At 71.3% G+C, this 15,599-nt stretch carries 16 protein-coding genes; 5 read left to right on the forward strand and 11 right to left on the reverse strand.

Annotation, left to right across the window (positions count from 1 at the left end; all coding sequences use genetic code 11):
• Positions 1–10: 10 nt before the first annotated feature.
• The 6 genes from KXC43_RS25990 to KXC43_RS26015 all read right to left on the reverse strand — a co-directional run bounded on the left by KXC43_RS25990 (position 11) and on the right by KXC43_RS26015 (position 6,498).
• A complete protein-coding gene (locus tag KXC43_RS25990; protein ID WP_221378772.1) occupies positions 11–418 on the reverse strand; it encodes a cytochrome P450 in 408 nt (135 codons plus the stop codon).
• A gap of 630 nt (positions 419–1,048) precedes the next feature.
• Complete coding sequence (locus tag KXC43_RS25995; RefSeq protein ID WP_221378773.1) at positions 1,049–1,963, reverse strand: DUF2637 domain-containing protein; 915 nt, start codon at positions 1,961–1,963, stop codon at positions 1,049–1,051.
• 154 nt (positions 1,964–2,117) lie between these two features.
• Positions 2,118–2,471 carry a hypothetical protein gene (locus KXC43_RS26000; protein ID WP_221378774.1) on the reverse strand — a complete coding sequence of 118 codons (354 nt, stop codon included), beginning with the start codon at positions 2,469–2,471 and terminating at the stop codon, positions 2,118–2,120.
• Between the two features lie 57 nt (positions 2,472–2,528).
• Positions 2,529–3,098: a hypothetical protein gene (locus KXC43_RS52410; protein ID WP_221378775.1), complete on the reverse strand. Its 570-nt coding sequence runs from the start codon at positions 3,096–3,098 to the stop codon at positions 2,529–2,531.
• A 152-nt stretch (positions 3,099–3,250) separates the two neighbouring features.
• Complete coding sequence (locus KXC43_RS26010) at positions 3,251–5,305, reverse strand: 3-hydroxyacyl-CoA dehydrogenase NAD-binding domain-containing protein (RefSeq protein ID WP_221378776.1); 2,055 nt, start codon at positions 5,303–5,305, stop codon at positions 3,251–3,253.
• Entirely contained in the window at positions 5,302–6,498 is a 1,197-nt protein-coding gene (locus tag KXC43_RS26015) for a thiolase family protein (protein WP_221378777.1), read from the reverse strand. Before KXC43_RS26015 ends, KXC43_RS26010 begins: the two co-directional genes overlap by 4 nt.
• A gap of 311 nt (positions 6,499–6,809) precedes the next feature.
• On the opposite strand from KXC43_RS26015, the gene KXC43_RS26020 reads away from it, so the two are divergent.
• Positions 6,810–6,956 (forward strand): hypothetical protein, encoded by a 147-nt coding sequence (locus tag KXC43_RS26020; RefSeq protein WP_221378778.1) that lies wholly within the window; start codon positions 6,810–6,812, stop codon positions 6,954–6,956.
• A gap of 144 nt (positions 6,957–7,100) precedes the next feature.
• Here the strand turns inward: KXC43_RS26020 and hemQ are convergent, their stop codons facing one another.
• The 3 genes from hemQ to hemE are packed head-to-tail and all read right to left on the reverse strand — an operon-like array spanning position 7,101 to position 10,394.
• Positions 7,101–7,802, reverse strand: a complete 702-nt coding sequence (gene hemQ, locus KXC43_RS26025; protein ID WP_221378779.1) for a hydrogen peroxide-dependent heme synthase — start codon at positions 7,800–7,802, stop codon at positions 7,101–7,103.
• Positions 7,803–7,862: 60 nt separating this feature from the next.
• Positions 7,863–9,311 (reverse strand): protoporphyrinogen oxidase, encoded by a 1,449-nt coding sequence (hemG, locus tag KXC43_RS26030; RefSeq protein ID WP_221378946.1) that lies wholly within the window; start codon positions 9,309–9,311, stop codon positions 7,863–7,865.
• A 45-nt stretch (positions 9,312–9,356) separates the two neighbouring features.
• Complete coding sequence (gene hemE, locus KXC43_RS26035) at positions 9,357–10,394, reverse strand: uroporphyrinogen decarboxylase (protein ID WP_308129253.1); 1,038 nt, start codon at positions 10,392–10,394, stop codon at positions 9,357–9,359.
• 72 nt (positions 10,395–10,466) lie between these two features.
• Between hemE and KXC43_RS26040 the strand changes: the two genes are divergently transcribed.
• Positions 10,467–11,036, forward strand: a complete 570-nt coding sequence (locus KXC43_RS26040; RefSeq protein WP_221378780.1) for a DUF3000 domain-containing protein — start codon at positions 10,467–10,469, stop codon at positions 11,034–11,036.
• A gap of 134 nt (positions 11,037–11,170) precedes the next feature.
• Here KXC43_RS26040 and KXC43_RS26045 read toward each other — a convergent pair whose 3' ends face one another.
• The gene (locus tag KXC43_RS26045; RefSeq protein ID WP_255644848.1) at positions 11,171–12,337 is read right to left on the reverse strand and encodes a S1C family serine protease; all 1,167 of its coding nucleotides are present in this window, start codon (positions 12,335–12,337) and stop codon (positions 11,171–11,173) included.
• A gap of 142 nt (positions 12,338–12,479) precedes the next feature.
• Here KXC43_RS26045 and KXC43_RS26050 point away from each other — a divergent pair, with 142 nt between their 5' ends.
• Complete coding sequence (locus KXC43_RS26050) at positions 12,480–13,784, forward strand: ribonuclease D (RefSeq protein WP_308129254.1); 1,305 nt, start codon at positions 12,480–12,482, stop codon at positions 13,782–13,784.
• 321 nt (positions 13,785–14,105) lie between these two features.
• On the opposite strand, the gene KXC43_RS26055 is transcribed toward KXC43_RS26050, so the two are convergent.
• Entirely contained in the window at positions 14,106–14,555 is a 450-nt protein-coding gene (locus KXC43_RS26055) for a GNAT family N-acetyltransferase (RefSeq protein ID WP_221378782.1), read from the reverse strand.
• Between the two features lie 81 nt (positions 14,556–14,636).
• On the opposite strand from KXC43_RS26055, the gene KXC43_RS26060 reads away from it, so the two are divergent.
• Both KXC43_RS26060 and wrbA read left to right on the forward strand, forming a co-directional pair.
• Positions 14,637–14,912, forward strand: coding sequence for an isoamylase early set domain-containing protein (locus KXC43_RS26060; protein WP_221378783.1), 276 nt, complete (start codon positions 14,637–14,639; stop codon positions 14,910–14,912).
• Positions 14,913–14,979: 67 nt separating this feature from the next.
• Positions 14,980–15,588, forward strand: coding sequence for an NAD(P)H:quinone oxidoreductase (gene wrbA / locus KXC43_RS26065; protein WP_221378784.1), 609 nt, complete (start codon positions 14,980–14,982; stop codon positions 15,586–15,588).
• Positions 15,589–15,599 lie beyond the last annotated feature (11 nt).

Below are 15,599 nucleotides of genomic sequence, written 5' to 3' on the forward strand. Positions count from 1 at the left end.
GCCCACCCGGTCAACGCATCCGCAACGGAAGCCGGCTAAGGCCCCAGATCGTCGTGAAAGCCTGCCGCTGCGGCGTCTCGGCCAGCTCGATCGTCTTGAACCGGCCCAGCAGTTCTGTGAATACCATGCGGGCTTCCAGCCGAGCGAGTCCGGCGCCGAGGCAGAAGTGGATGCCGTTGCCGAAGCTCAACGGGGTGGCCTGGGCGCGGGTGAGGATCAGCCGGTGGGGGTCGGTGAACACGCGGGGGTCGTGGTTGGCGGCGCCGAGCATGACGAGCATGAACCGGTCTTCCGGCACGAGCGTGCCATCGGGCAAGGTGAGCGCCGCCGTGCTGACTCGTGCGGAGGCCTGTACGGGCGAGTCGTAGCGCAGCATCTCCGGCGGCCGGCACACCGAGCAGCCGTCCGATAACGGCACTGGAGTGACGCAGCACCGCGTCAGCCGCACGATAGCCGGTCACCACCCGGCCCATGATGCTGGAGCGGTGTACCTCGCCGAGCGTGTGCAACTCGGAATACAGGGCGCTGAGGCGGCCCCGTCCCGCCGGAGTGATTAACCGACATAACCGCCATTGGCGGCATGCATGCCTGCGCCTGCCAGCCATAGGCCGTCGGGGGCTAGTTAGGCGTCGTGCTGCCAATTGTGCTGGGTGGGTGGCTGGGGATGGCTGCCGGGCGTGGCGCATCGTGGTCGGGCTGGGTGCGCCCAGTTGCGGCAATGGGTGGGTGCCTTCGCAGCTCTATGTCGGCCGAGAAGCGATCGGTGGAATGTATGTTGCGGGAGGATTCGCCGTTCGGCAGGGGCCTTGAGATTCGACGCGTAAATGATTGGTCCGCCCCGCGCTGCGACGCTTCTGTGAACTTCGCTCGCAGATGAATGGGCAACGTGATTTCCGGCAGGCGGCGTCATTGTGCGGATGCTGGGGCAGCGGGAGTGGCGCCAGCCGGCAGTCGGCAGCAGTAGCGGTGGCGGTGCAGCAGCTCCACCGACACCTGCAGCCGGACGAAATGCGCCGTCGGGCGAACTGTGGTTGTCGGCTCGGGCTGCCTACGCTGCCTCGCGGCGGATGGAGCGCCAGCGGGACGGACTGATGCCGAGTTCGGCGGCCAGTTCGGCCTCGGAGAGGTCGGGACGGGCGGCCTTGATTTGCGCGGCCAGGGCGACTGTCTCGGCCGGGGTGCGGCGAGGCTTGGTGACTGTCGGGTGTTCGCTCGTGCTCGAGGTTGCGCGGCCGGTTACTGCGCGGCCGCTCGGTGCGGTGCTCGATCGCTGGGCTGGGACCGCTCGGCCGGTGCCCACTGCCGCGCGGGCGGTGTTGGGCGTGGGGCGGGGGAGGGCGGCCGCTACCTCGGCCAGTGCGGCCGCCGTGGTGGGGCTGAGTGGGCCTGAGCCTCGCGTTGACGGGCCGTTCACTCGGGCGTGGGCTGCGCTCAGCGGGCTGGGGATCAGGCCGGGGACCGGTTCCGGCGCCGCCGCGGAAGTGGAGGCAGAAACGGGAACGGAAACGGGGCCAGGGGCGGGGCCGGGAACGGGGGAGGAAGCCGGAGTGGGCTCGTGCTCAGCGCGTTCCAGGGTGGAGATGCGGCCGGCCAGTTCGACCAGGCAGATGCTGGCCACGACGATCAGGCCGTCCACCGAGAGGGGTAGCAGGTAGGGGGACGCGCCGGTTTCGCCGTAGCGGGCTGCTACGCCGACCATGTGCCAGTAGGAGACCCAGGCGGCGATGCCCGCGATGATGGCTGTGGCGATCAGGCGCGTCGCGGCCAGGTAGCGGCGGTGTACCGGGACGCGGGAGATCAGCTCTACGGTCAGCAGCAGGGCCAGTGGGGGCCAGGCGGCGATGGCCTGGCTGATCGGGTTGTCCCGGGCGTGCAGGACGTTGGCCACGACCGAGGCGGCCACGCCCAGCAGCAGCGTGGCCCGTACGGCCCAGCGAACACGTCGTAGCTGTTGCAGGATCACCGGACTCTCCTCGCCAGTCGGGGCTCGGCTCGCGCCGCGGCCCATCCTGACGGTTGGACATGACGAATCGCCCCCGGGGCGGGAACCGTGATCGGTCCGTTCCGGAGGCGATGCGACTCTGTGATCGTGTTCGGCGGCGTGTCGGCTTGACTCGTCAGCTCTTCTTTTCGATCTCGGCCCGGAGCTTGGGGAACTCGGCCTTGGCCTTGCTCACGGACTTGAAGTACCAGATGACCATGCCGACGCTGCCCTCGTCGGCCCAGGTGCAGATGGCCATGTCGACGCCCGAGGTCTCGGAGCTGCCGCACTTCGCGGCGCCGCCGAGTTTGCCGGTGGGGGCGGTGGTGATGTTGTCGATCTTCAGGCCGCCGATGCCGGCGCCGTAGAAGGTCTGCTCGAGTTCGGCCTTCGGGTTCTTGATGGGGGCCTCGGCCGCGGCCACGATCACGATGTCCTGGTCGGCGACGTCGCCGTAGAGGGCGCCGACCGTGTTGGTCGCGCCCGGCACGGTCTCGAGGCCGCCCTTGAGCTGCTCGGCGATCGCCGCGAACTGGGCCGACGTGAGCTACTTGCGGCCGCCCAGGGTGGCCGGCTCGGTGATCGTCACGTTGGCGGCGGCCCGGGTGGGGGGCGCCGTCGTCGGCTCATCGGTCGGCGCGGCCGTCGAGGTGCTGGTGGGCAGGTTGTTGACGGCGTCGGTTGCGTCGTCGGCCGCGTTCTTGCCGACCATGTAGAGGGCCACGACGCCGCCGATGCAGAGCACCAGCACGATCGCCACGGAGATCAGGACGATCGGCAGGACCTTGGACTTCTTCTTCGGCGGCGGGGGCGTGCCGTAGCCGCCGGGCTGCTGGCCGAAGCCGGGCTGAGCGCCGTACTGCGGCTGCTGGTTGTAGTCGCCCTGGCCGTACTGGGGCTGCCCGTACTGCGGCTGAGGCTGGCCGTACTGCGGAGGCGGCGTCGGCTGACCGTAGTCGGGCTGGCCCGAGGACGGGTAGGCCGTGGTCGGCGGATAGGCCGGCGGCTCCTGCGGCGACTGCCCCGGATAGGGCTGGTAAGGCGGTTGACCCTGGTTCGGCTGGCCGGAGGAGGGCTCACCGGGATAGGGCTGGCCGGGGTACGGGGGCTGCGACATCAAGAGCTCCAGGAATCGGGTACCGCGCGAGCCTATCGGTAGTGAGCAATCGACTACGTCCCCCGTTCGCGGTGGTGGGGCGGGCCATCTGGGCAAAACGGCCGACGCCCCGGGCCGGAAGGCGCGGGGCGTCGGTTATCGGACGGAAAACGTCAGGCGGGCAGGCTCGCCACGCCCTGCGGCAGGAACCGCCGGCCGGTCACCCGTTCGGAGGTGCCGCTGCGGTCCAGGTACGGCGTGACGCCACCCAGGTGGAACGGGTAGCCGGCGCCGAGGATCATGCAGAGGTCGATGTCCTGCGCCTCGGCGACCACACCCTCGTCCAGCATGATGCGGATCTCCTGCGCCAGGGCGTCGAGCGCCCGGGCTCGTACCTCATCGGCTGACAGCGGCGCGGCACCGCCCGCCACCAGCTTGGCCACCTCGGGGTTGATCTCGTCGTCGACCATCACCGGCAGGCCGGCGTCGACGATCTTCTTGAGGTTGGCCGACTCGGCGAACCGGTCGGGGAACGCCTGGTGCAGCGTCTCGCCCACGTGGTAGCCGACGGCCGGGCCGACCAGCTGCAGCAGGGCGATCGGGCGCATCGGCAGGCCCAGCGGGTCCAGGGCCTCGTTGACGACCTCGAGCGGGGTGCCCGCGTCGATGGCCTGGAAGATCTCGCTGGTGACCCGGGTCAGCAGGCGGTTGACCACGAACGCCGGGGCGTCCTTGACCAGCACCGACGACTTCTTGAGCTCCTTGCCGACCGCGAACGCCGTGGCCAGCGTGGCGTCGTCCGTCTGCTCGCCCTTGATGATCTCGAGGAGGGGCAGGACGGCGACCGGGTTGAAGAAGTGGAAGCCGACGACCCGCTCGGGGTGCTCGAGGCCGTCGGCCATGGCGGTCACCGACAGCGAGCTGGTGTTCGTCGCGAGGACGGCCTCGGGCGTGACGATCTTCTCGAGCTCGGCCCAGATCTGCTTCTTGAGGTCGAGGTTCTCGAAGACGGCCTCGATCACGAAGTCGGCATCCGCGAAGACCGACTTGTCGACCGAGCCGCTGACCAGGCCGCGCAGTTTGGCCGCGGCGCCCTCGTCGAGTCGCCGCTTGCCGACCAGCTTGTCGATCTGGTCGTGGACGTACTGGACGCCCTTGTCGACCCGGGTCTGGTCGAGGTCGGTGAGCACGACCGGCACCTGGAGGCGGCGCACGAAGAGCAGCGCGAGCTGGGACGCCATCAGACCGGCGCCGATGATGCCGACCTTGGTGACCTTGCGGGCGAGCGACTTGTCGGGCACGCCGACCGGGCGCTTGGCCCGGCGCTGCACCAGGTCGAACGCGTACAGGCTGGCGCGGGACTCGTTGCCCATGATCAGGTCAGCCAGGATCTGGGTCTCGGCTGCCGTGCCGTCGGAGAACGAGGCGTCCTTGGCCAGCGCGAGCAGTTCCAGGGCCTTGTTGGCCGACGGGACGGCGCCGTGCAGCTTCTCGTCGAGCTGCTGCTTGGCGAAGAAGAGCACGCCCTCCCACATGTCCTTGTCGACCTCGGGCCGCTGGACGGTCAGCTCGCCGTCGACGACCGCGGCCGCCCATTCCAGCGAGCGCTCCAGGAAGTCGGCCGGCTCGAACAGCTGGTCGGCCACGCCCAGCTCGACGGCCTGCTTGGGCCGCAGCACCTTCTGGGTGAGCGGGTTCTGCAGGATGACCTGGGCCGCGGCGGGAACGCCGATCAGGTTGGGCAGCAGCTGGCTGCCGCCCCAGCCGGGGACCAGGCCGATCGCGACCTCGGGCAGGCCCAGCGCCGCCGCGCCACCGGAGACCGTGCGGTAGTGGCAGTGCAGCGCAGCCTCGAGGCCACCACCGAGCGCAGCACCGTTGATAAAAGCAAATGTCGGAATCGTGCTCGACTTCAGGCGGGCGAACACGCGGTGGCCCAGCTCGCCGAGCTCCACCGCCTGCTCCCGTGACGTCAGATAGGGAATCCCGGTGATGTCGGCGCCGACGCAGAAGATGTACGGCTTACCGGTCAACGCGATAAATGCCGGCTTTGCGTCGAGGGCAGCGGTGATCGCCTCGTCGAGCGACCTCAGGCCACCGGGCCCGAAGCTGTTCGGCTTCTTGTGATCGAAACCGTTGTCGAGCGTGATCAGCGCCGCCTGCTTGGCCCCGACCTGGACAAAACGGACGAGCGCCTTGGTGACGACCTCGTTCGGGTGCTCGATCACTTCGCCTCTCCGTCCCAGTTCGGGTTCTCCCAGATGACCGTGCCGCCCATGCCGATGCCGATGCACATGGCGGTGAGGCCGTAGCGGACCTCCGGGTGCTCGGCGAAGTGCCGCGCCAGCTGCGTCATCAGGCGGACGCCGGACGAGGCGAGCGGGTGGCCGATGGCGATCGCGCCGCCCCACGGGTTGACCCGCGGGTCGTCGTCGGCGATGCCGTAGTGGTCGAGGAACGCCAGCACCTGGATCGCGAACGCCTCGTTCAGCTCGAACAGGCCGATGTCGTCGATCGTCAGGCCGGCCTTCTTCAGCGCCTTCTCGGTCGACGGGATCGGGCCGTACCCCATGATCTCGGGCTCGACGCCGACGAAGCCGAACGAGACCATCCGCATGGCGACCGGCAGGCCCAGCTCGCGAGCCGTGTCCTCACTGGCCAGCAGGGCCGCGGTGGCGCCGTCGTTCAGGCCGGCCGCGTTGCCCGCGGTCACCCGGCCGTGCGGGCGGAACGGGGTCTTCAGGGTGGCCAGCTTCTCCATCGACGTCTCGCGCGGAGCCTCGTCGGCCGTGGCCAGGCCCCAGCCCTGCTCGGCGCTGCGCAGCGCGACCGGCACCAGGTCGGGCTGAAGCTTGCCGTCGGCGTACGCCTTGGCCGTCTTGAGCTGCGAGTTGAGCCCGTAGCGGTCGGCCCGCTCCTTGGTGATCTGCGGCAGCCGGTCGTGCAGGTTCTCCGCCGTCGAGCCCATGACCAGCGCGGACGGGTCGACCAGCTTCTCGGCGATGATGCGCGGGTTGGGGTCGACGCCCTCACCCATCGGGTGGCGGCCCATGTGCTCGACGCCGCCGGCGATCGCCACGTCGTAGGCGCCCATCGCGATGCCGCCGGCCACGTTGGTCACCGCGGTCATCGCGCCCGCGCACATGCGGTCGATCGCGTAGCCGGGGACGGTCTTGGGCAGGCCGGACAGCAGCGCGGCGGTGCGGCCGATGGTCAGGCCCTGGTCGCCGATCTGGGTGGTGGCCGCGATCGCGACCTCGTCGACCCGATCCGGCGGGAGCTGGGGATTGCGGCGCATCAGCTCGCGGATGCAGCGGATGACCAGATCGTCGGCGCGGGTCTCGGCATACATGCCGCCCGCCTTGCCGAACGGGGTGCGGACGCCGTCAACGAAGACGACCTCACGTACTTCACGGGGCACGGGACCTCCTAGCGCGGTGGTGAGTGAATGCTACTCGTCAGTAACTAAGGGGTGCCACCCGGTCCGTGAAACTTCACAAAGCAAATCAAGATCATGTCGTAGCGGGGTGGGTGGTGCGGACCGTCACTCCCGTCGAGGGCCGCGACGCGACGAGCTGGCCGCTGGCGCGTCCAGAGCGCTCGCCGCGCCACGGCGACGTGCGTGAGCGGTTGCGCTCAACCCTAAAAGCCGCGTTTGGGCTGTTCAGCACGCTTATGGTGATGCCCGTTCGGGTGAGACCGACGATCTCAGGGTGAGCGTAGCTTCACGCTATGGGCAAGCCGTTCAGGTGCCGCGTCGGGTGGCACAAGTGGGTGCGGCGCTCGAACGCTGAGGGCGGCCGCTACACGCAGTGCGAGCGTTGCGGCGTCGACGACGGTCGCGGAAAGTCCAACTGGGGCGCCGGCGGCTTCGGCTGACCCCGTCCCGGCCGCGCGTGGGACGGCCGGGCCGGGGCGACGCCGGTGCCGAAGCAGCACCGGATTCAGTGCAAGGCAGCCACACTCAGGGAGGGCGGCCACTCTCAAGGGAGGGCGGCCACTCTCAGGGGAGGGCGGCCACTCTCAGGGGAGGGCGGCCACGATCTCGCTCATCGAGCGGCGGCGGCCCGTGTAGAACGGGACCTCCTCGCGCACGTGCCGGCGGGCGGTCGAGGCGCGCAGGTCACGCATGAGGTCGACGATGCGGTACAGCTCGTCGGCCTCGAAGGCCAGCATCCACTCGTAGTCGCCGAGCGCGAACGACGCGACCGTGTTGGCCCGCACGTCGGGGTAGCCGCGGGCCATCCGGCCGTGCTCGGCGAGCATGTGGCGCCGCTCCTCATCGGGCAGCAGGTACCACTCGTAGGAGCGTACGAACGGGTAGACGCAGATGTAGGGCCGCGCTTCCTCACCGGCCAGGAACGCCGGCAGGTGGCTCTTGTTGAATTCCGCCGGGCGGTGCAGGGCCATTTGCGACCAGACCGGAGCCAGGTGCTTTCCCAGCGCCGTGCGGCGGAACAGCGAGTAGGCCTCCTGCAGCGCGTCCGGCGAGGCCGAGTGCCACCAGATCATCACGTCGGCGTCGGCGCGCAGCCCGGACACGTCGTAGGTGCCCCGGATCGTCACGTCCTTACCGGAGAGCTGCTCGAAGAGGCCGTCGACCTCGCCCGCCAGCTCGTCCCGCAGCGCCGGCAGCGGCGCCTGGGCCCGGAACACCGACCACATCGTGTAGCGGATCGTCGCGTTCAGCTCGTTGATCCGGGCCGCGTTCGTCTGCTCGCTCATGCCTCGCTCACCCTCCGTTGGCCTGCTCGCCGGGGCCGCCGCACACTGCGGCGCGGCCGGTCATGCGGACATCGTCTTACTCACGTCTTCGGCCGCCCGCTCGCCGCTCGCGACGCAGGCCGGGATGCCGACCCCGTCGAACGCCGCACCGGCCAGCGCCAGACCCGCAGGCAGCGCCGCCCGCGCGGCGGCCAGCCGGTCGAGATGGCCCGGCGCGTACTGCGGCAGCCCGCCGCCCCAGCGCTGCACCCATGAGGCGGCCGGTGGCGGCAGCTCCCCGCCGATCAGTTCCCCCAGCTCGCGCCGCGCCCGCTCGATCAGCACCGCGTCGTCGAACTGCAGACGTTCCTCTTCGCCCGCCCGGCCCAGCGACAACCGCACGATCACCGGGCCGCCCTCGGGCCGGTCCCACTTGCGGGTGACGAAGGTGGCCGCCTTGACCAGCGTGCCCTCGCTCGGCGGCACCAGGAATCCGCTCAGCTCGGGCAGCGGCGTGCCCGGCGGCAACGCGAGGGCGACCAGCGCGACGCTCGCGTAGCCGAGCCCGCCGACCGCCTCGGACGCGGCCGCCGCCACCGGCGCCAGCAGCCGGGCGCTCGGCCGGGCCGGGACGGCCAGCACCACGGCGTCGACGTCGTCGGTCTGCGGCCCTCTGCTGTCACGGGCGTCCGGGCCTGCGGACGGCGCGGAGAACCCGGGCGGGGTGGAGACCGGCCCCAGCAGCAGGCGCCAGCCGTGCGCCGTGCGGGCCAGCTCGCGGACGGGCAGGCCCAGGCTGATGCGGGCGCCGCCGGCCGTGGCCGTAGCGCCGACCAGCCGGCTCAGCCCGCCTTCGAGCGCGCCGAACACCGGCTTTCCGGGCACCCGCCCGCTTGCGGCCTGCGCGGCCCGGACGGCGGCGCTCAACGTGTGCTCGACCCGGGCCGTGCGCGCCAGCTGCGGCATCGCGACATCGAGCGAGAGCCGGTCGGCGCGCCCGGCGTAGACGCCGCCGAGCATCGGGTCGACCAGCCGGTCGACGACCTCGTCGCCGTAGCGCTCACGGACCAGCGCGCCGACCGCGACGTCCTGCCCGGCGGCGAGCAGCGGGCGGCCGTTGTCGGCGTCGCGGCCGGGCGCCGCGTGGGCGACCTCGCCGAGCGCGTTGACGTCGCCGGGAACACCGACCAGAGTGCCGGCCGGCATCGGAACCAGCCGGCCACCGAGGGCCAGCGCGGCGGGCACCCGGAGCGGATGAACGAGGGCGCCCTCGAGGCCCAGCCGCCGGACCAGAGCCACGGCGGCCGACTCGGTGCCGTCGCTGCCGGTCATCAGGAAGGATTCGGCGCCGCGCTCGACGGTGACGCCGGCCAGTTCACCGGTGCGCAGCTTGCCGCCGAGGGCGCCGCTCTGCTCGTACACGATGATCTCGGTGTCGGGCGGGTTCAGGTCGCGCAGCCGCAGGGCGGCCGCCAGCCCGGCGATGCCGCCGCCGATGACCGCAACCCGCTTCCGCACGCTTTCCACCATTCCAGGCGACACGCCCGCGCCGCCCGCGGGGTCAGCCGATGTGAGCTAGCGCGCCGACGCCTCGTGGACGTGGGCCACCAGCCGGGTCAGGATGTCGGGGTCGGTCTCGGGCATGACGCCGTGGCCGAGGTTGAAGACGTGGCCCGGGGCGGCCCGGCCCTGCGCGAGCACCCGGTCGGCCTCGCGGCGCACCACGTCCCAGCCGGCGAAGAGGATCGCCGGGTCGAGGTTGCCCTGCAACGACCGGTCCGGACCGACGATCCCGGTGGCCTGGTCGAGCGGCGTACGCCAGTCGACGCCCACCACGTCGGCGCCGGCCTCACCCATCGCCCGCAGCAGCACGGCCGTGCCCACTCCGAAGTGGATGCGCGGCACGCCGGCGTCGGCCAGCCCCTGCAGCACCCGGGCCGAGTGCGGCAGCACGTGCTCGCGGTAGTCGGCCTCGCTCAGGGCGCCGGCCCACGAGTCGAACAGCTGGACGGCGCTGACCCCGGCGTCGATCTGCGTCCGCAGGAAGGCCAGTGTGATGTCGGCCAGGCGGGAGAGCAGCGCGTTCCAGAGCTCCGGAGCCGCGTACATCATGGCCTTGGTCTTGAGGTAGGTGCGTGACGGCCCGCCCTCGATGAGGTAGCTGGCCAGCGTGAACGGCGCCCCGGCGAACCCGATCAGCGGGGTCGTGCCCAGCTCGCCGACCAGCAGACGCACCGCCTCGGCCACGAAGCCGACGTCATCCGCGGTGATCGGCTGGAGACGGCGAAGGTCGTCCGCCGTCCGAATCGGTGAAGCCACCACCGGGCCGGTGCCGGCCACGATGTCGAGATCGATGCCGGCCGCGGCGATCGGCACCACGATGTCGCTGAACAGGATGGCCGCGTCGACGTTGTGGCGCCGCACCGGCTGCAGGGTGATCTCGGTGACCAGGTCGGGTCGCCGGCACGAGTCGAGCATCCCGATGCCCTCGCGGATCTTGCGGTACTCGGGCAGCGACCGGCCCGCCTGCCGCATGAACCAGACCGGCGTGTGCGGCACGTCGAGGCCGCGGCAGGCCCGGACAAAAGGCGAATCAGTCACAACGGAAGTCACTGCGACATCGTGCCACGACACGCTCGGCGCGCCGATCGGCTACGGGCACGCGCGGCGGCATAGTCTTTCCTCATGGCGTCCCCCTCCGCTGTTCCTCCGGCGTTCGCCCGCGCGGTCGACGCTCTGCGGGCCGCGGCGCCACGGCCCGAGATCCTGCTCGAAGAAGTTGCCGCCCCGCAGAAGCTCGCGCCCTACGCGTTCGCGATCAGCGCCACCGTGCTGCGCGCGGGCGACGAGGTGGCCGGCGGCCGGCTGATCCTGCTGCACGACCCGGCCGGGCACGAGGCCTGGCAGGGCAACATCCGGCTGGTCACGCTGGTCACGGCCGAGCTCGAGGACGATCTGGCGGGTGACCCGATGCTGTCGGCGGTGGCCTGGACGTGGCTGACCGACGCGCTCGAGCAGCACGCCGCGGCCTACACGGCCATCGGCGGCACGATCACGCAGACGACCTCCACCCGCTTCGGCGAGCTGGCCGGTCCCGCCCCGACGGCCGACCTCGAGGTGCGGGCGTCCTGGACCCCCACCGGCGACGACTTCGGCGCCCACCTGCAGGGCTGGTGCGCGATGCTCGCCTCGACGGCGGGCCTGCCCCCGCCGGGCGTGGCCGCTCTGGGCGACCGCGCCCAGCGCGTGGGCTGATACATGGCCTCGCTGCTCGCTCGGCGGGAATTTCGCCCCGAGAGGCCGATGACTTGGACACCGAAAATGGCCTCGCTTCGCTAGCCATTTTCGGCGCCCAAGTCATCGCCGGGCGAAATTCGAGCTTGGTTGTACTAGCACACGTTGAGGGTGTCGCAGGCTGTCTTGATCGGGATGGCCAGGCCGATGCCCTCGGCGTCCTTCGCCTTGGCCGTGGCCACGCCGACGACCTGCTCGTTCGCGTTGACCACGGGACCGCCCGAGTTGCCGGGGTTGATCGGGGCGTCGAACTGGACGGTCGGGCCGTCGGCGTCGTTCGGGCGGTAGGCGCTGATCACGCCGGTGGTGACCGAGTCGTCCAGGCCGAGCGGGGCGCCCACGACCACGACCTGCTGGCCCGGCTTGACCTGGTTGGTCGAGGTGCCGAGGCCGGCGATCTTCTGGTTGGCCCGCAGCAGTGCCAGGTCCTTGCCCTTGTCGACCTTGACGATGGTGGCGCTGATCCGGGTGCTGCCGCGCTCCAGCGACACCTTGCGGCCGCCGTCGGTCCAGGTCTCGGCGACGACGTGGTAGTTCGTGATGAGGTTGGCCTGGTTACCGGTGGCCTTCTTGCCCACCGCGAACGCGGTGCCCGTGAAGCCGCCCGCCCGTACCCGGAAGACGCTGGGCAGCACGCCGGACGAGACCGCCTCGGGGTCGAAGACGCCGGCCAGCTTCTTCTCGAGCTGGTCGGTGCGGCCCTGTTCGGCCGAGAGCACGGCCGCCAGGTCCTGGTTGTGGCGGCTCATTCCCTCGATGCGGTACGCCTGCCAGCCCGCCACCAGCAGAAGCAGGGTGACCACGCCGATGATGGCCGGCTTGAGCCGGGTGCCGCCGGCCCGCCGCGGGGTGGGTTCGGGTTCGTACGCCGGGGCCTCGACGGCCGGGGTCAGGCCGGTGTGCCAGGCCGGCTGCTCGCCCGTGTGCCGCTGCCGGGGAAGCGGCGCGGCCGGCTCCCAGTGCTGGTCGCCGCCCCACTGCTGCACGCGCGGCTCGGGCTGAGGCGCTCGTTGCTGGGGTGCTCGTTGCTGCGGAGCCGGTTCCCACGCCTGCTGAGGCGCCGGCTCGCTCCAGCCCGGCTGGGCTGCCGGCTCTGCCCACGGGTCGGCCGGAACCGGCTCGGACCAGCGCTGATCCCGCGCCGGTTCACCCCACTGACCCCGTTCCGGGGCCTCCGGCGGCTGCTCCGCGCGGCGCCGGCCATCGTATCGGCGCTGCTCGTCGGAGCCGGCGGGTGTGAACGGCTCGTAGGTCATGGTCATCCGGCGCGGCCTCCCGGGTATCGGCGCTGCGCGGAGTAGTACGGAGAAAACCGCCGCTCGGATCAGTCGGATGTCGATCGAGAAACGGCGCGCCGGGACCCGGCTGCAAGCAGCCGGGGAGGTGTCCCCGTACGGTATCGGAGTGACCGACGAAGCACCCCTGCGCCGTCGGGACACGCCGGAGCCCGAAAGGGACGGACGACCGCACGCCGACTCGCCCGACCCGACGGCTGGCGGTCCCGAACCTGTCCCGCTCACCGCGCCCCGTGAGGGCACCCCACGCCCGGTGGAATCCGCCGAGGAGCTCGCCGACGTCGTGGCCCGCATGGCCGCCGGTTCCGGACCGGTCGCGGTCGACGCCGAACGAGCCTCCGGCTACCGCTACACCCAGCGCGCCTACCTCGTGCAGCTGCGCCGCGCCGGCGCCGGCACCGCGCTGATCGACCCGCTTCCCCTGGACGACCTGCGCACCCTCGACGCCGCCCTGGCCGAGAGCGAATGGGTGCTGCACGCCGCCAGCCAGGATCTGGCCTGCCTCGCCGAACTGGGCCTGAAGCCCCGCCGCCTGTTCGACACCGAGCTGGCCGCGCGCCTGGCCGGGTTCGAGCGGGTCGGCCTGGCCGCCCTGACCGAACAGCTGCTCGGCTACTCGCTCGAGAAGCACCACTCCGCGGCCGACTGGTCGACCCGGCCGCTGCCCGAGTCGTGGCTCACCTACGCCGCGCTCGACGTCGAGATGCTCACCGAGCTGCGCGACCACCTGGCGGCCGAGCTCGACCGCCAGGGCAAGAGCGCCTGGGCTGCCGAGGAGTTCGCGGCCCTGGTGGCGAGCGCCGACCGCCCGCCCAAGACGCGCCCCGACCCCTGGCGGCGAACCTCCGGAATACACCGCGTACGCGGTGCGAGGGCGCAGTCCCGGGTCCGGGCGCTCTGGTACGCCCGCGACGGCGTGGCCGCCCGCCGCGACTCCGCCCCGGGCCGGGTGCTGCCCGACGCCGCCATCGTCGCCGCCGCCGAGGCCGACCCGAAGGACGAGCGCAGCCTGCTGGCCATCGCCGGTTTCGGTGGCCGCTCGGTGCGCCGGCTGGCCCGCGTGTGGCTGGACGCACTCGACGAGGCCCGGGCCCTGCCCGACGACGCGCTGCCGATCAACCTGCCGGTCGAGGGCCCGCCCCCGCCGCACCGCTGGGCCGAACGCGACCCCGTGGCCGCCGCCCGCCTGACCCGCTGCCGGGCCGTGGTCGTCGCCACCGCCGAGGCCAACAACCTGCCCCCGGAAAACCTGATCAGCCCCGATTTTGTCCGCCGCCTGGCCTGGTCCCCGCCCGACGAGGTCACCGCCCAGACGGTGGGCGACACCCTGCGCGGCTTCGGCGCCCGCAACTGGCAGATAAGTCTGCTGGTAGACCAGCTGACCGAGGCCCTACCGGCCCCGCCACCGGCCTGACCCGACGAGCCGGGCCGGTGTCGAACGCGCCGGCCGGCAGCTCCCGACGAGCGCGCGGGCGGCGGGCCGGTTCCGCCTCGACGTCGACCCGTCGACGCCGGCCACGCGGACCTGGATCGTCGGGCACGGGCGTGGGTCGCTTTTGTGGCCGCCGGCCGGCTGCCCCGCGAAGCCCTGGCTCACGGGCCGGCGCTGCTCACCGCCCTCTTCGTCGACAACGGCGACGACTGCGGCCGGTGCCGACGCTCGGTGGCCGACGGCTGGGCGACCGGCCTGAGGTCTGTTTGGTAGCTGGGCCTCGACGCGGCCACGAAACAGGCTCTAACTGGGCAGGCGGCGCATCGGGGTGTGCGGGATGCCGTCCTCGAGGAATTCCGGGCCGGTCGGTTCGAAGCCGTAGCGGGAGTAGAACTTCACGAGGTACGACTGGGCGTCCAGGACGCTCGTTCGGTTGCCGATGACGGTGAGCGCCTCCTCGATCAGGCGACCGGCCAGCCCGGCGCCCCGGGCGGACTTCGCGGTGACCACGCGGCCGATGCGCTGCACGTCGCCGTCGTCCAGAACGCGTACGTAGGCTCGCATCTCGCCGTCGCGGGTGAACCACAGATGGCGGGTGCCGGGCTCGTCGTCGCGGCCGTCGAGATCGGCGTAGACGCATTCCTGCTCGACGACGAAGACGTCCGACCGCAGCTTCAGAAGGCCGTAGAGCGTGGTCGTGTCGAGATCGCGAAACGTCGCCGAGCGCAGTTCGTCATGAGGGTCCGGTTGCATGCCGAAAGAGTATGCGGTGCGGCGTCACCCGTATCGCGGGCAGCCGTTGTAGAGATGGAAGCCTGAGCTGTGGAGGTCGTGATGATCAAGAAGAACCGACTCTTCGGGAACAAGACGCGCGTGACCTTCTGCCTGCCCGTCAGCCAGCCGTCCGGCCCGGTCAGCGTGGTCGGCACGTTCAACGACTGGGAGCCGGGCCGGCACGAGCTCAAGCCGCGCCGCGACGGCACCCGCACCATCAGCATCACCGTTCCGCCGGGCCACTACCGGTTCCGCTACCTGGGCACGGACGGCGTCTGGTTCGACGACGAGAGCGCGGACGGTGTCGGCCCGCACGGCTGCGAGCTCCGGGTTTAGCGTTTCGGCGCAACCCTGCTGGGGACCTTGCTTGACTGGGCAGGAGATCTCCAGAGAGGGGCCCATCGTGGCCGACGTGAAACTGTCGATCATCTATTACTCGTCCACCGGGACGCTGCACAAGATGGCCGAGCGCCTGACCGAGACCGCGCAGAAGGCCGGGGCCGACGTGCGGCTGCGTCAGGTGGCCGAGCTCGCCCCGCCGGAGGCGATCGCCTCCAACGCGGCCTGGAGCCAGCACTTCGACCGGACCAAGGACGAGCCCAAGGCGACCGCCGACGACGTGGTCTGGGCCGACGCCGTGCTGTTCGGCTCGCCCACCCGCTACGGCAATGTGGCCAGCCAGCTCAAGCAGTTCCTGGACACGCTCGGCCCGCAGTGGATGCAGGGCCAGCTGGCCGACAAGGCGTACGCGGGCTTCACCGCGACCCAGACGCAGCACGGCGGCCAGGAGTCGACGCTGCTCGCGCTCTACAACACGATCTACCACTTCGGCGGCATTCTCGTTCCCCCGGGTTACACCGACGCGCTGAAGTTCGTGGACGGCAACCCGTACGGCGTCTCGCACGTGACCGGGGGCAACAACGACAATCCGCTCGGAGACGCCGAGCTGGCCGCTCTCGACCATTTGGCGCAGCGGATCATCCGCATCGCAGCGAAGCTGAAAAGCGAATAAAACTACTCATC

It is taken from the genome of Paractinoplanes polyasparticus, assembly GCF_019710575.1.
Taxonomy (GTDB): domain Bacteria; phylum Actinomycetota; class Actinomycetes; order Mycobacteriales; family Micromonosporaceae; genus Actinoplanes; species Actinoplanes polyasparticus.

Bases quoted from the DNA above. Each gene is read 5' to 3' on its own strand.
- hemQ (WP_221378779.1), bottom strand. From the start codon at position 7,802: ATGAGCGAGCAGACGAACGCGGCCCGGATCAACGAGCTGAACGCGACG.
- hemG (WP_221378946.1), bottom strand. From the start codon at position 9,311: ATGGTGGAAAGCGTGCGGAAGCGGGTTGCGGTCATCGGCGGCGGCATC.
- KXC43_RS52410 (WP_221378775.1), bottom strand. From the start codon at position 3,098: ATGTCGCAGCCCCCGTACCCCGGCCAGCCCTATCCCGGTGAGCCCTCC.
- KXC43_RS26055 (WP_221378782.1), bottom strand. From the start codon at position 14,555: ATGCAACCGGACCCTCATGACGAACTGCGCTCGGCGACGTTTCGCGAT.
- KXC43_RS26060 (WP_221378783.1), top strand. From the start codon at position 14,637: ATGATCAAGAAGAACCGACTCTTCGGGAACAAGACGCGCGTGACCTTC.
- KXC43_RS26040 (WP_221378780.1), top strand. From the start codon at position 10,467: ATGGCGTCCCCCTCCGCTGTTCCTCCGGCGTTCGCCCGCGCGGTCGAC.
- KXC43_RS26045 (WP_255644848.1), bottom strand. From the start codon at position 12,337: ATGACCATGACCTACGAGCCGTTCACACCCGCCGGCTCCGACGAGCAG.
- KXC43_RS26020 (WP_221378778.1), top strand. From the start codon at position 6,810: ATGGGCAAGCCGTTCAGGTGCCGCGTCGGGTGGCACAAGTGGGTGCGG.